We start from the raw sequence: 13,545 nt of genomic DNA on the forward strand, positions 1-13,545 counted from the left end.
GCGGCCGCGAATGTCCGACTTCAAACCCGGGTTGGAAGGCGTCGTAGCGTTCGAGACCGAGATCGCGGAACCGGACAAAGAGGGGGGCGCCCTCCGGTACCGGGGCGTCGACATCGAAGAGCTGGTCGGCCGCGTGTCCTACGGGCACGTCTGGGGCCTGCTCGTGGACAACAAGTTCAAGCCGGGCCTCCCCCCGGCCGAGCCGTACCCGATCCCCGTCCACTCCGGTGACATCCGCGTCGACGTCCAGAGCGCCCTCGCCATGCTGGCCCCGGCCTACGGGTTCCGCCAGCTCCTCGACATCGACGAGGACCAGGCCCGCGACGATCTCGCGCGCGCCTCGGTGACCGCCCTGTCCTTCGTCGCCCAGTCCGCCCGCGGGCTCGGCCTGCCCATGGTCCCGCAGTCCCGCGTCGACGAGGCCGACACGATCGTCGAGCGCTTCATGATCCGCTGGCGTGGCGAGCCCGACCCGAAGCACGTCAAGGCCATCGACGCCTACTGGACCTCCGCCGCCGAGCACGGCATGAACGCCTCCACGTTCACCGCCCGCGTCATCGCCTCGACCGGCGCCGACGTGGCCGCCGCGCTGTCGGGCGCCGTCGGCGCGATGTCCGGCCCGCTGCACGGCGGCGCGCCCGCGCGCGTGCTGCACATGATCGAGGAGGTCGAGCGCATCGGCAGCGCCGAGACCTACGTCAAGAAGGCCCTGGACTCCGGCGAGCGCCTGATGGGCTTCGGCCACCGGGTGTACCGCGCCGAGGACCCGCGGGCCCGCGTGCTGCGCCGCACCGCCCAGGAGCTCAACGCGCCGCGCTACGAGGTGGCGTGCGCGCTGGAGAAGGCCGCGCTGGCCGAGCTGCACGCCCGCAAGCCCGACCGCGTGCTCGCGACGAACGTGGAGTTCTGGGCCGCGATCATGCTGGACTTCGCCGAGGTCCCTCCGCACATGTTCACCTCGATGTTCACCTGTGCGCGTACCGCGGGCTGGGCCGCGCACATCCTGGAGCAGAAGCGCACCGGGCGGCTCGTGCGGCCGAGCGCGCGTTACGTCGGCCCGCCCCAGCGCTCGATCGACGACGTGCCGGGCGCGGCCGAGGTCGCCGGCAAGAACTGACACCCTCCTGTCCGTCCCGCTTCCCCCTGCGAGCAGGGCATCCCCCGCCGTCCCGGCCCTCGCCGGACCGGCTCGCACACCCGTACAGGGCCCGCAGCCCCCGGTTGCGGGCCTTGAGCGTGTCCGGGGCCCTGTGGCCCTCCGAGGCGTGCCGTGGAGACCCGTGGCACGCCCACCTGGGCGTTCGCCCGCGGCTCGCCCGTATCTCACGATCCGGACCCCCGGCATGACCACCGGGCGGGCTCACTACCCTTGGTTGGGTGGCTGACATCGAGATTCCCGCTGACCTCAAGCCCGCGGACGGCCGTTTCGGCTGTGGGCCTTCGAAAGTACGTCCGGAGCAGCTCGCCGCCCTGGCCTCCGCCGGCGCGGGCCTCATGGGCACCTCCCACCGGCAGAAGCCGGTCAAGAACCTCGTCCGCCGGGTCCGCGAGGGCCTGTCCGACCTGTTCTCGCTCCCTGAGGGGTACGAGGTCGTGCTGGGCAACGGCGGCACGACCGCGTTCTGGGACATCGCGGCGTTCGGGCTGATCAAGGAGAGGTCCCAGCACCTGCACTTCGGCGAGTTCTCCTCGAAGTTCGGCGCGGTGGCGGCCAAGGCGCCGTGGCTGGGCGAGCCGTCGGTGATCAAGTCCGAGCCGGGAAGCCACCCGCTGCCCTCGGCCGAGGCCGGGATCGACGTCTACGCGCTCACCCACAACGAGACCTCGACCGGCGTCGCCATGCCGATCAAGCGGGTCGGTGGGGACGACTCGCTGGTGCTGGTGGACGCCACCTCCGGCGCGGGCGGCCTGCCCGTCGAGGCCGGCGAGTTCGACGTCTACTACTTCGCCCCGCAGAAGAGCTTCGCCTCCGACGGCGGCCTGTGGATCGCGCTGTTCTCGCCGCGCGCGCTGGCCCGGGTCGAAGAGATCTCCGCGAGCGGCCGGTACGTGCCCGAGTTCTTCAGCCTGCCGACGGCCATCGACAACTCGGCCAAGGACCAGACCTACAACACCCCGGCCGTGGCCACGCTGTTCCTGCTCGCCGAGCAGATCGACTGGATGAACGGCAACGGCGGCCTGGCCTGGACCACCGCGCGCACGGCCGACTCGGCGTCCCGGCTCTACACCTGGGCCGAGAAGACGTCCTACACCGCGCCGTTCGTGGCCGACCCGGCGCAGCGCTCCAACGTCGTCGGCACGATCGACTTCACCGACGGGGTGGACGCCGCCGAGGTGGCGAAGGTCCTGCGCGCCAACGGCATCGTGGACACCGAGCCGTACCGCAAGCTGGGCCGCAACCAGCTCCGCGTCGCGACGTTCCCGTCGATCGACCCCGACGACGTCGAGGCGCTGACGGCGTGCGTCGACCACGTGGTCGAGCGTCTCTGACGCCCGGCCCGTCGCGCTCCTGAGGGCCCGGCCGGGCTCTCAGGGGGACGGTGGCGGCACCCAGCCGGGGCCGCCGCCCGCGAGGTCGTCGTGCCCGGCCGTGCGCCGGGCGAGCTCCTCCAGCAGGCGCAGGGCGTCGTCCAGGTCGACGCTACGGGCGAAGCAGGACAGCACGGGAGCCCGGTCGGGGCTGGCGGCGAGGGCCTCCAGCATCACGGCGGTGACGTGCTCGTCGCGGGTGCGGCTCGCGGAGTAGCGGAACGCCTTGCGCTCGGCCGTGCGCCGCACCAGGCCCTTCCTGGCCAGCCGCTCGGCGACGGTCTGGACCGTGGTGTAGGCGAGCGGTTTCTCCGCCCCCTCGTTGAGCAGGCTCAGCACCTCGCGGACGAGCAAAGGGTGCGGGGAATCCCAGAGCACCTCCATGATGGCGCTCTCCAAGGACCCCAGATTGTTCACGCGGCCATTCTCTCCAATCGTCCGGGTCCGCGGCCAGGCGAACGGAGAAGGCTCCGGGCCGCCGCGGCCGGGGCTCCCGGACGGCGATGGGGGTCAGGCCGGGAGCGCGCGCCTCCTCCTGCGGAGCGTCCAGGCGGCGAGCACGCCGCCGATCAGGCCGAACAGGTGGCCCTGCCACGAGATGCCGGGCTGGCCGGGGAGCACGCCCCAGATCAGGGAGTAGTACAGGACGGCGACGCCGATGCCGAGGGCGATGTCGAGGATGTGCCTATCAAAAAGCCCGCGCGTCACGACATATCCGAAATAGCCGAAGACGAGGCCGCTGGCCCCGACGGTGAGCCCGCCCGGAGAGCTGAGGAACCAGACGCCGAACCCGCTCACCAGGATGATGATCAGGCTGGCGGCGAAGAACCGGCCGAGGCCGCGCAGGGCCGCCAGAAAACCGAGAATGGCGAGCGGCAACGTGTTGGCCATGAGGTGGCCGAAGCCCGCGTGCAGGAACGGGGCCATCAGGATGCCCCCGAGGCCGTTGACGTCGTGGGAGACGATGCCGAGCCGGTCGAGGTCCATCGGCAGGATGTAGTCGGCGATCTCGACGGCCCATTCGAGCGCCACGAGGAGGGCCACGATCACGGCGGCGGCCGCCGCCCCGGTGACCAGGCTGCCCACGCGCCGTTTGACCGCCTGCCCGGAGTACCCGGTCCCTCCGGACGTACGTTCCGGGGTCAGCCCGGTCGCGTAGTCGTTCATCGCTCTCCTCTTGTACCGCCCCGCTCAGCTCTTCCTTTACCGTACGCAATGCGGGTTTAACCCGCGATTTCGCGGGAGACACGAAAAAGGCGCATGTTGCCCACATTGAGGCGGCAACATGCGCCGAACCACCGCAGTGATCGTTTATGCGGATAAAGATCACTTAGCGTTTGGAGATCATTCTCCTGCCCACCGGGGCGCCCGCTTCTGCGCGAACGCCGCCGCGCCCTCCTGGGCGTCCTTGGAGCCGAACACCGGATCGCTGATCGCCGCCTGCCGCGCGAACATCTCCTCGCGCGGCCAGTCGGCGGACTCCACCACGATCCGCTTGGTCGCCAGCAGCGACAGCGGCGCGTTCGCGGCGATCTTCCCCGCGACCTCCCTGGCCGCCGCCAGCGCCTCGCCCGCCGGGGTCACCCGGTTGACCAGCCCCAGCTCGTACAGCCGGTCGGCCGGGTAGAAGTCGCCCGTCAGGGCGATCTCCATGGCGATGTGGTACGGGATGCGGCGGGGCAGCCGCATGGTCCCGCCCGCGGCCGCCACCAGGCCGCGCTTCGGCTCCGGCAGGCCGAACCTGGCCTCCTTCGAGGCCACGACGATGTCGCAGGACAGCACCAGCTCGAACCCGCCGGCCAGCGCGTAGCCCTCCACGGCCGCGACGATGGGCTTCTTCGGCGGGCCTTCGGTGATGCCGCCGAACCCTCGCCCCTCGACGACGGGGAGATCACCGCTCAGGAACCCCTTCAGGTCCATGCCCGCGGAGAAGTCGCCGCCCGCCCCGGTCAGGACGTACACCGAGACGTCGCTGCGCTCCTCCAACTCGTCCAGCGCCGCCGCCACGCCGCGCGCGACCGCGCCGTTGATGGCGTTCCTGGCCTCGGGCCTGTTGATGGTGATGACGGCGACCCCGCCGTCCACCTCGACGAGAACCTCGTCGGACATCCTGGACCTCCCTGGATCACTTGGGCTGGAAGCGGATGCCGCCGTCGAAGCGGATGACCTCGCCGTTCATGTAGTCGTTCTCGACCAGCGACCGGACGAGCCGGGCGAACTCCGACGCGCGGCCCATGCGCTTGGGGAAGGGGACCGGCGCGGACAGCTTGGCCTTGAACGCCTCGGCCTCCGGGCCGCTCCCGTAGATCGGGGTGTCGATGATGCCGGGGCAGATCGTCAGCACCCGGACGCCGATCGCGGCCAGGTCGCGCGCCGCGGGCAGGGTCATGCCGATGATGCCGCCCTTGGAGGCGGAGTAGGCGACCTGGCCGGTCTGTCCCTCGATGCCCGCCACCGAGGCGGTGTTGACGATGACGCCGCGCTGGCCGTCCTCGTCGACCGGGTCGGTCTTGGCGATCGCGGCGGCGCCGACGCGCATGAGGTTGAAGGTGCCGATCAGGTTGATGTCGATCACGCGCCGGTAGGCGGCCAGATCGTGCGGCGCGCCGTCGCGGGCGACCGTGCGGGCCGCCCAGCCGATGCCGGCGCTGTTGACCACGCCGCGCAGGGGCCTGCCCGTCGCCACGGCGGCGTCCACCGCCGCCTGGACCGAGGCCTCGTCGGAGACGTCGGTGTGCGCGAAGACGCCGCCGAGCTCGTCGGCGATCGCCTTGCCGCGATCGGCGTTGACGTCCGCGATGACGACCGTGGCGCCGACGCGCGCCAGTTCGCGAGCCGTGGCCTCACCGAGGCCGCTGGCACCGCCTGAGATGATTGCTGCTGCTCCGTTCAGGTCCATATCGTGGACCCTAACGGGCACCCGAATGAAGTTCTACTACGGGTGGCTCAAATCTCGCCGGAGATCGCGGCGTCGACGTCGGAGTACACCTTGATGCGGCGGTCGAGGCCGGTCGTCCGTAAGATGCGCGCCACCGGAGGCTGCGGGGCGGCCAGGGAGACGCCGCCGCCCTCGCCGGTCGCGAGGCGCCAGGCCTCGATCAGCACCGACAGGCCGCTCGAATCCATGAACGACAGCTTCTCGAGGTCGAGGACGAGGCGGTTGCCGTCCTGCAGGATGGCCTCGCGCACCTCGTCGCGCAGGAACGGCGCCGTGAAAAGATCGAGCTCGCCTTCGACCGCGACCACGACGGCATCGGCGTACACGTGCCGCGCGAGCCGCAATTTCATAAGGAACCTCCTCCGCGGGCCCCACTTTACTTCGCGGAGACGGTGACGGCGGTCACGCCGCGTAAGATCGCCGAAATCGGTGGCCGCGCACACGAGCGCCACTGACCTCCGCTTTCCGGCGCGGGCTCGCCGGCGGGGCGGCTCAGGAGGGCCGGTCGGCCACCGCGAACCCGAACGGAAGCTCCAGGCGGTGGGCGGCGAGCAGGGCGTCGTCGGCCAGGATCTCGCGGGTGGGGCCGTCGGCCGCGATGACGCCGTCGGACAGGATGAGCGAGCGTTCGCACAGCTCCAGGGCGTACGGCAGGTCGTGCGTGACCATCAGCACCGTGACGTCCAGGGACCGCAGGATCTGCGCCAGCTCGCGGCGCGAGGCCGGGTCGAGGTTGGAGGACGGCTCGTCCAGCACGAGGATCTCGGGCCGCATGGCCAGCACCGTGGCCACCGCCACCCGGCGGCGCTGCCCGAACGACAGGTGGTGCGGCGGACGGTCGGCGATGTCCGGCAGCCCGACCTGCTCCAGGGCGTCCTTGACGCGCAGCTCAAGCTCGGCGCCGCGCACGCCGAGGTTGGCCGGGCCGAACGCCACGTCCTCGCGGACCGTGGGCATGAACAACTGGTCGTCGGGGTCCTGGAACACCAGCCCGACCCTGCGGCGGATCTCGGGCAGGGTGTCCTTGCGGACCGGCAGGCCGGCGACCTCGACCGTCCCGTGCCCGGCGGTCAAAATGCCGTTGAGGTGCATGACCAGCGTGGTCTTCCCCGCGCCGTTCGGGCCGAGCAGCGCGACCCGCTCGCCGCGCCCGATGGTGAGGTCGACGCCGAACAGCGCCTGGGTGCCGTCGGGGTAGGCGTAGGCGAGCTCGCCGACGCGCAGCGAGGGGGGCACGGTCACGCGAGGCTCCACGAAAGCGCCGCCGTGGCCAGGGCGGCCGCCGGGAGCAGGGCGGCGACGGCCCAGCTCGCCGCCGGGGCCGCGATGTCGTCGATGATCGGCATGGACCCGTTGTACCCCCTGCTGAGCATGGCCAGGTGCACCCGCTCCCCCCGCTCGTAGGAGCGGATGAACAGCGCGCCCGCCGACTTGGCCAGCACGGGCAACTGGCGGACGTCGCGGGCCACGAAGCCGCGCGACTCGCGGGCGACGCGCATGCGGCGCATCTCGTCCAGGATGACGTCCATGTAGCGCAGCATGAACATCGCGATCTGCACGAGCAAGGCGGGCAGCCGGAGCCGCCGCGCGCCGAGCAGCATCATGCGCGGCTCGGTCGTGGCGGCGAGCAGGATGCTGGCGACGACGCCGAGCGTCGCCTTGGCCAGGATGTTCCACGCCGCCCAGAGCCCCTCGGCGCTGAGCGACAGGCCGAGCACCTGGACGCGCTCCCCCAGCCCGATGATCGGCAGCGCGAGCGCGAAGACCACGAACGGCACCTCGATCACCATGCGCCGCAGCACGAACGCCGCGGGCACGCGCGCCAGGGCCGCCACCGCCGCCAGCAGCAGGACGTACACCCCGAAGGCCCAGAAGGCGTCTCTCGGGGTGGCGACCACGACGACGGCGAACGCGGCCACGGCGGGCAGCTTGCACTGCGGGGGCAGGCGGTGGACCACCGTGTCCCCCGGCCGGTAGAGCTGGTGGTGGTGCCCGGCGCCCACTACGCGCCCGACCTCACTACGCGCCGGCCTTCTCGGCGTGGCGGTTGCGGCGGCGGACCCCGTAGAAGATCGCTCCCCCGGCCAGCACCGTGATGCCCACCCCGGCCACGCCCGCGACGCCGACGGCCAGGCGCTCGTTGTCGACGCCCCTGACGCCGTAGTCGGCCAGCGGCGAGCCGCCGAGGGCGTGGTCGCGCTCCTGGGCGTTCATGCCCTTGTCGCCGGCGACCTTCTCCAGGCCGTCGGGGCTGCTGGAGGCGTAGAAGGAGACCACCCCGGCGAGCAGGACGGCGACCAGCGCGCCGCCGACCAGAAGCGGGCGCAGGCTCCGGGCGGGCGCCGGCGCGGGCTCGGGGGCGACATCGGTCTCGACGCCGTCCCTGCTCAGCCTGAGCGGCGCGGTGAGGCCCCGCGCGCCGTACACCAGGTCGGGGCGCACGGCGAGCACGCTGCTCACCGTCAGCGCGGTGATCAGGCCCTCGCCGATGCCGATGAGGACGTGCACGCCGCCCATGGCGACCGCGACCGAGGAGACGTCGATCGGCGCGGTGCCGCCGATCCAGAACAGCAGCGTGAACATCAGCGCGGAGGCGGGGACCGAGACCAGGGCTCCGGCGAACGCGGCGACGGGGACGGCGGCGCGCCCGCGCGGGAGGGCACGGGCGACCAGGCGGAACACCGCCCATCCCACGGCGGCCGTCACGATCGCCATCAGCGTGATGTTGACGCCGAGGGCCGTGAGGCCGCCGTCCGCGAAGAAGAAGCCCTGGACGAGCAGGACGACGGCGACACAGAGCACGGCGGTATAGGGCCCGACGAGCACGGCGGCGAGGGCGCCTCCGAGGAGGTGGCCGCTGGTGCCGGCGGCGACGGGGAAGTTCAGCATCTGGACGGCGAAGATGAACGCCGCCACGAGCCCGGCCATGGGGGCGGTGCGGTCGTCCAGCTCGCGGCGCGCGCCGCGCAGACAGACCCCGAGCCCCGCCACGGCGAACGCTCCGGCCCCGAGGGACACCGCTGCGTTGAAGAAACCGTCAGGTACGTGCACGTGGAGCCTCCGGCGATGGTTCAGATCGCCCCAACTCTATGCCGACGGGTTGTATTTGCAAAAGACTGGCATTAAGGGCGGCGGCGTGAACGTGCCGTCAACGCTCGGTGCGCGCCCGGCGGCGGCCCATGCGCATGGACCGGCGCACGACGGCGCGCGGGCCGGTCGCCAGCACCGTCACCACCAGGCGGCGGCGCACCTTGGAGGCCCTCGCCCAGGCCGTCCACCGCCGCCTCCCGCGCCACCACACCGCGCCGGCCCCCAGCCTTCCAGGCTCGGCCTCGGTGATCTGCACCGGGTAGCGGACCGGCGGCCCGCCGAGGGTCAGCTCCAGGTCGGCCTCCCAGACGCCGGGGGCGTCCAGCGTGGCCGTGGCGGTGAACGCGGCCTCGCCCACCGCGGAGGCCGGCGCCCTGCGCTCGTTGCCCGAGGAGCGTTCCCGCCACACCAGATGGCGCACGCACCGCGCCGCCGGGCACCCCGCCCCCACGCTGACCGTGCCCTCGACGGTGAGCACGCCCTTGCCGCCCCAGGTGAGACGGGCCAGGCGCGCCGAGCCCCGCACCCTGACCACGTGACCGCCGACGTCGATGCTGAGGTTGCCGTGCGTGCGGGTGAAGTACGGGGCCGCGACGGCGGTCACGAGGCGCGGGACCGGGCGGGCGACTCCGGGGTCGCGGCGCGCGCCGAACCGCGCCACCCGGCGCACGCCCTCGCAGGCGACCACGACGTGGACGTCCCACACCCCCGGGGGAAGGCGCGAGACCTTCACGCCGCCCGCGAAGACGTCGGCCACGGACGTCACCGGGACGCGCCGCTCGGCGGCGGTGAAACGCTCGCGCAGGAGCAGGCCGACCGCGACGCCGTTCCTGGAGTCGGTGAGCGCGGCGCGGCCGGAGACCTCCAGCCGGTCGCCCGCCCAGGCGAGTCCGGTCAGATGGTGGCGCAGGCCGGCCGTCTCGACCTGGGCGATGCGGACCAGGCGTTCGGCGTCGCCGAGCGCGGCGACGCGCAGGCGGTCGATCGGGCGCAGCCGTTCCAGGACGCCGTCGGTGAGCCAGGTGGCGCACATGTCGGCCACCTCGCGGATCGTGGCGTGCCGCGCGGCGGCGTCCAGCGACAGCAGCGGGGCGGCGAGCTGGGCCAGGATGTCGAAGCGGAAGTGCCTGCGCAGCAGATGGTCGCGCAGGGGGCCCGCGGGGATGTGGCGGGTCATCAGCTCGATGGGCGTGCGGATCATGCGCAGCCAGGACAGCGGGTCGCGGCTGCCCGGCTCCTGCATGACGCTGGTGCCGTCCGGGCGGGCCACGAGGTGGTAGCAGTCGTGGTCGGCGACCACGGAGATCGTCTCGGCGTGGCAGTAGGCGTGGACGGAGAACACGATGTCCTCGCCGACGCGCAGCGACTCGTCGAAGCGGATGTGGTGGCGCGTGAGCATCTCGCGGCGGAACAGCTTGAAGCAGGTCAGGACGTTGTAGACGGTGGTCTCGCCGAGCGGCGCGCGGTCGCGGTTCTCGCGGAACATCGAGGCCGGCACGCGGCGGCCGTGCCCGACGATCTTGCCGAGGACGATGTCGGAGCCGTTGCGGTCGGCCATGGCGAGCATGCGCGGCAGCGCCTCGGGGCCGAGGTGGTCGTCGGCGTCGCAGAAGAAGACGTAGCGGCCGCTGGAGTGGGCGATGGCGCGGTTGCGCGGGCGGGCGGCGCCCCCGGAGGCGGGCTGGTGATAGAGCCGGATCTCGGGGAACTTCGCCGCGTAGTCGGCGAGGAGGTCGCGGCTGCCGTCGGTGGACCCGTCATCGACGATGACGATCTCCTTGCTGACGGCCTGCTTCAGCAGCGAGGCGAGGCAGCGGTCGAGATAGGGGCGGCAGTTGTGGACGGGCACCACGATGCTCACGTCGACAGGCCGGTCACTTTCCGTCTTCATTGCGATTCATTATGTAACCGCCGACCCGTGCGATGAAGGGCAATCATCCGTGATGGCACCACCTGGACTACCCGGTTGTTTGCCTTTGGGGGCTTATTGCCTTTTCGTCAGGGTAACGACTGTGCAACGGAGGTGATGACATGGCGTATCCGACGCGCCAGACAGGACTGGAGATACACCAGAGGCGCCAGGGAACGTGCACGGTGGTCGAGGTCGCGGGCGAGCTCGACATGAACGCCGTCCCGCGGTTGCGCGCCGAACTGGACGTGGCGTTGAAGGCCAGGAGGCCGCCGCGCATGGTGCTGGACCTGTCGGCGACGGCGTTCTGCGACTCGCTCGGCCTCGGCCTGCTGGTGAGCACGCTGAACCGGGTTCGCGAGACAGGGGGCGCGCTGGCCCTGGTGGTGGCACCGGGAATGATCTCAAGGCTGTTGACGATCACGAATCTGGACCGGCACTTCGCCACGTTCGACACGGCGGACGACGCGGTCAGGGGGCTTGAGGCCGCCTGACCCGGACGGGGCCGGGCGGGACGCTCCTCGGGGGCGGTGCGGCGAGAGGGTGCGGGCGGGAACGGGAGCTGTTACGCTCGCGCGGTTAGCCATGCCATCGCAACCAGCCGCACACCCTGCCCGTAAGGAGTATACCACACCGATGCAGCCCCGTGCATCCGAATCCGCCCGCGCCGAGGCGCTGCGCGCGGAGCAGTCCTATGTCACCATGCTCTACGACCGCCTGGACGTGACCCGCGAACGCGCCGAGGCGTCGCTGCGCGACGAGCACGGGCGCGGGGCGGAGGGGGGCACGCACCAGGCGAGGCTGGAGCGTGACGTGTCCGCCGCCGAGCACGCGCGCCAGGTCTCCCGGCTCTCCTCGATCGAGCGCGGGCTGTGCTTCGGCAGGATCGACGACACCGGCGGCGAGACGTACTACATCGGCAGGGCGTTCCTGCGCGACGCCCGCGACGAACTCGTGCTCGTCGACTGGCGCGCCCCGGCCGCGCGGCCGTTCTACACCGCGACGCCGAGCGACCCGGGCCCGCTGGTGCGCCGCCGGCACCTGCACACCCGGGGACGCACGGTCGTCCACATCGACGACGAGGTGTTCGACCTCGCCCGCATGAGCGAGCCCGACCGCCGCGCGCTGGTCGGCGAGGCCGCGCTCCTGGCGGCGCTGCGGCGCGGGCGCACCGGGCGCATGGGCGACGTGGTCGCCACCATCCAGGCCGAGCAGGACCAGGTCATCCGCTCGGGCCTGCCCGGGGTGCTGGTCGTCCAGGGGGCGCCCGGCACGGGCAAGACCGTCGCGGCCCTGCACCGCGCCGCCTACCTGCTGTACACGCACCGCGAGACGCTGGAGCGCCGCGGCGTCCTGGTGGTCGGGCCGAACGCCCTGTTCCTGCGCTACATCGGCCAGGTGCTGCCCTCGCTCGGCGAGACCGACGTCGTCCTCACGACCGTCGGCGAGCTGTTCCCCGGCGTGCGGGCCACCGCGCGGGACACGCCCGAGGCGGCGGTGGTGAAGGGCGGCGCGCGGATGGCCGAGGTGGTCAGGGCCGCCGTGCGCGACCGGCAGCGGGTGCCCGAGGGCGACCTCACCGTGCTGATCGACGTGCGCACCTCGGTGCGCGACGGGGTCGAGGTGGTCGTGGAGCAGATGGCGCTGCGGGTGGACCACGCCACCTGCGTGCGCGCCCGCGACCGCGCCCGCGCGGTCCGCAACCCGCACAACATCGCGAGGAAGCTGTTCGTCGACTCGGCGCTGACCGCGCTGGCGCTGGACGAGGCGCGGCAGCTCGACCTGCCGATGGACGAGGAGGACCTGCGGTACGCGCGGGCCGCGCTGTGGAGCCGTCCCGCGGTGCGCGAGGCGCTGGACGCGCTGTGGCCGCCGCTCACGCCGCGGCGGCTGGTGGCGGAGCTGCTGTCCGACCCCGGGCTGCTGCGCGCGGCCTCCTCGGGCCCGGACGGCGAAGTCCTGCTCTCGCCGCAGGAGCGGCGGGCGCTGCTGCGCCCGGCGGGCTCGCCGTGGACGACCGGTGACGTCCCGCTGCTCGACGAGGCCGCCGAACTGCTCGGCGAGGACGACGCCCCGCGCAGGGCCGCCGCCCGCGAGGACCGGCGCCGCCGCGACGAGGAGCGCGCGTACGCGCGCGGCGTCCTGGAGATCAACGAGCTGACCGAGGTGATGGACGCCCGCGCCCTCGCCGAGCGCAACCCGTCCGACGCCGCCGCCCTGACCACCGCCGAGCGGGCCGCGGGCGACCGCGCGTGGGTGTACGGGCACGTGATCGTGGACGAGGCGCAGGAGCTGTCGGCGATGGCCTGGCGCACGGTCATGCGCCGGGTCCCCACGCGCTCGCTGACCGTGGTCGGCGACGTCGCCCAGACCGGGTCGGCGGCGGGCGCGCGCTCGTGGGCCGAGGTGCTCGACCCGTACGTGAAGGGCCGCTGGCGCGAGGCGCGCCTGCTGGTCAACTACCGGACCCCCGCGGAGATCATGGCGGTCGCCGCCGACGTGCTGCAGGCCGTCGATCCTGACCAGGCGCCGCCGATCTCGGTGCGGGACGGCGAGGCGCCGCCCCGCGTGGTGCGCGCCGCCCGGACGGAGCTGGCCATGGTGCTGCCGGAGCTCGTGCGGTCGGAGCTGGCGCTGGTGACCGGCGGTGGCGCCGGCCGCCTGGGCGTGCTGACGCCGGACGCCCGGCACGGGGAGGTCGCGGCCCTGCTGCCGGAGGCGGCGTCCGCGCTGACCGCCGAGGCGCTGGACGCGCCGTCGGTGGTGCTGACCGTGACCCAGGCGAAGGGGCTGGAGTTCGACGCGGTGATCGTGGTCGCGCCCGACGAGATTCTGGCGCAGGGGCCCAAGGGCGGGCAGGACCTGTACGTGGCGATCACCCGGGCCACCCGGCGGCTCACGGTGGTCCATGAGAACGGGCTGCCGCCCGTGCTCGCGCGCCTGCGTGATTGATGGGGGTTTCAGGGGACTTGTTGATGAACATCACGTTCGTCTACGACCGTGGCTGCAGATGTCCCGGGACGGGTCAGCCCACGGGATGAGTCGCTTCGGCCTCAGGACGGATGCCGGGCGCTTTCCG

The 13,545-nt window shown here is 72.6% G+C and carries 13 protein-coding genes; 4 read left to right on the plus strand and 9 right to left on the minus strand.

What is annotated here, in order from left to right; all coding sequences use genetic code 11:
• Positions 1-10: 10 nt before the first annotated feature.
• A complete protein-coding gene (locus BJ982_RS00230) occupies positions 11-1,117 on the plus strand; it encodes a citrate synthase 2 (protein ID WP_184875398.1) in 1,107 nt (368 codons plus the stop codon).
• A gap of 260 nt (positions 1,118-1,377) precedes the next feature.
• A complete protein-coding gene (gene serC, locus BJ982_RS00235) occupies positions 1,378-2,490 on the plus strand; it encodes a phosphoserine transaminase (protein ID WP_184875400.1) in 1,113 nt (370 codons plus the stop codon).
• 39 nt (positions 2,491-2,529) lie between these two features.
• Here serC and BJ982_RS00240 read toward each other — a convergent pair whose 3' ends face one another.
• From BJ982_RS00240 to BJ982_RS00280, 9 genes are all read right to left on the minus strand, one after another.
• Entirely contained in the window at positions 2,530-2,946 is a 417-nt protein-coding gene (locus BJ982_RS00240; protein WP_184875402.1) for a BlaI/MecI/CopY family transcriptional regulator, read from the minus strand.
• Positions 2,947-3,039: 93 nt separating this feature from the next.
• Positions 3,040-3,696 (minus strand): rhomboid family intramembrane serine protease, encoded by a 657-nt coding sequence (locus BJ982_RS00245; RefSeq protein ID WP_184875404.1) that lies wholly within the window; start codon positions 3,694-3,696, stop codon positions 3,040-3,042.
• Positions 3,697-3,873: 177 nt separating this feature from the next.
• The gene (locus BJ982_RS00250; protein WP_184875406.1) at positions 3,874-4,638 is read right to left on the minus strand and encodes a crotonase/enoyl-CoA hydratase family protein; all 765 of its coding nucleotides are present in this window, start codon (positions 4,636-4,638) and stop codon (positions 3,874-3,876) included.
• Between the two features lie 16 nt (positions 4,639-4,654).
• Positions 4,655-5,428, minus strand: a complete 774-nt coding sequence (locus BJ982_RS00255; RefSeq protein WP_184875408.1) for an SDR family NAD(P)-dependent oxidoreductase — start codon at positions 5,426-5,428, stop codon at positions 4,655-4,657.
• A gap of 47 nt (positions 5,429-5,475) precedes the next feature.
• Positions 5,476-5,817, minus strand: a complete 342-nt coding sequence (locus BJ982_RS00260) for an STAS domain-containing protein (protein ID WP_184875410.1) — start codon at positions 5,815-5,817, stop codon at positions 5,476-5,478.
• Positions 5,818-5,959: 142 nt separating this feature from the next.
• Positions 5,960-6,703: an energy-coupling factor ABC transporter ATP-binding protein gene (locus BJ982_RS00265; RefSeq protein WP_203959123.1), complete on the minus strand. Its 744-nt coding sequence runs from the start codon at positions 6,701-6,703 to the stop codon at positions 5,960-5,962.
• A 2-nt stretch (positions 6,704-6,705) separates the two neighbouring features.
• Positions 6,706-7,470: a cobalt ECF transporter T component CbiQ gene (gene cbiQ, locus BJ982_RS00270; protein WP_184875415.1), complete on the minus strand. Its 765-nt coding sequence runs from the start codon at positions 7,468-7,470 to the stop codon at positions 6,706-6,708.
• A 16-nt stretch (positions 7,471-7,486) separates the two neighbouring features.
• On the minus strand, positions 7,487-8,518 hold the full coding sequence (locus BJ982_RS00275) for an energy-coupling factor ABC transporter permease (protein WP_184875417.1): 1,032 nt from the start codon (positions 8,516-8,518) through the stop codon (positions 7,487-7,489).
• A gap of 97 nt (positions 8,519-8,615) precedes the next feature.
• Positions 8,616-10,448, minus strand: coding sequence for a glycosyltransferase family 2 protein (locus BJ982_RS00280; RefSeq protein ID WP_184875419.1), 1,833 nt, complete (start codon positions 10,446-10,448; stop codon positions 8,616-8,618).
• Positions 10,449-10,588: 140 nt separating this feature from the next.
• On the opposite strand from BJ982_RS00280, the gene BJ982_RS00285 reads away from it, so the two are divergent.
• Positions 10,589-10,960, plus strand: a complete 372-nt coding sequence (locus tag BJ982_RS00285; protein WP_184875422.1) for an STAS domain-containing protein — start codon at positions 10,589-10,591, stop codon at positions 10,958-10,960.
• Positions 10,961-11,102: 142 nt separating this feature from the next.
• On the plus strand, positions 11,103-13,418 hold the full coding sequence (locus BJ982_RS00290; protein WP_184875424.1) for a HelD family protein: 2,316 nt from the start codon (positions 11,103-11,105) through the stop codon (positions 13,416-13,418).
• Positions 13,419-13,545 lie beyond the last annotated feature (127 nt).

The sequence above is a fragment of the Sphaerisporangium siamense genome, assembly GCF_014205275.1.
Classification (GTDB): Bacteria; Actinomycetota; Actinomycetes; order Streptosporangiales; family Streptosporangiaceae; genus Sphaerisporangium; species Sphaerisporangium siamense.

Bases quoted from the DNA above. Each gene is read 5' to 3' on its own strand.
- BJ982_RS00285 (WP_184875422.1), top strand. From the start codon at position 10,589: ATGGCGTATCCGACGCGCCAGACAGGACTGGAGATACACCAGAGGCGC.
- BJ982_RS00230 (WP_184875398.1), top strand. From the start codon at position 11: ATGTCCGACTTCAAACCCGGGTTGGAAGGCGTCGTAGCGTTCGAGACC.
- BJ982_RS00260 (WP_184875410.1), bottom strand. From the start codon at position 5,817: ATGAAATTGCGGCTCGCGCGGCACGTGTACGCCGATGCCGTCGTGGTC.
- BJ982_RS00245 (WP_184875404.1), bottom strand. From the start codon at position 3,696: ATGAACGACTACGCGACCGGGCTGACCCCGGAACGTACGTCCGGAGGG.
- BJ982_RS00250 (WP_184875406.1), bottom strand. From the start codon at position 4,638: ATGTCCGACGAGGTTCTCGTCGAGGTGGACGGCGGGGTCGCCGTCATC.
- BJ982_RS00280 (WP_184875419.1), bottom strand. From the start codon at position 10,448: ATGAAGACGGAAAGTGACCGGCCTGTCGACGTGAGCATCGTGGTGCCC.
- BJ982_RS00255 (WP_184875408.1), bottom strand. From the start codon at position 5,428: ATGGACCTGAACGGAGCAGCAGCAATCATCTCAGGCGGTGCCAGCGGC.
- BJ982_RS00290 (WP_184875424.1), top strand. From the start codon at position 11,103: ATGCAGCCCCGTGCATCCGAATCCGCCCGCGCCGAGGCGCTGCGCGCG.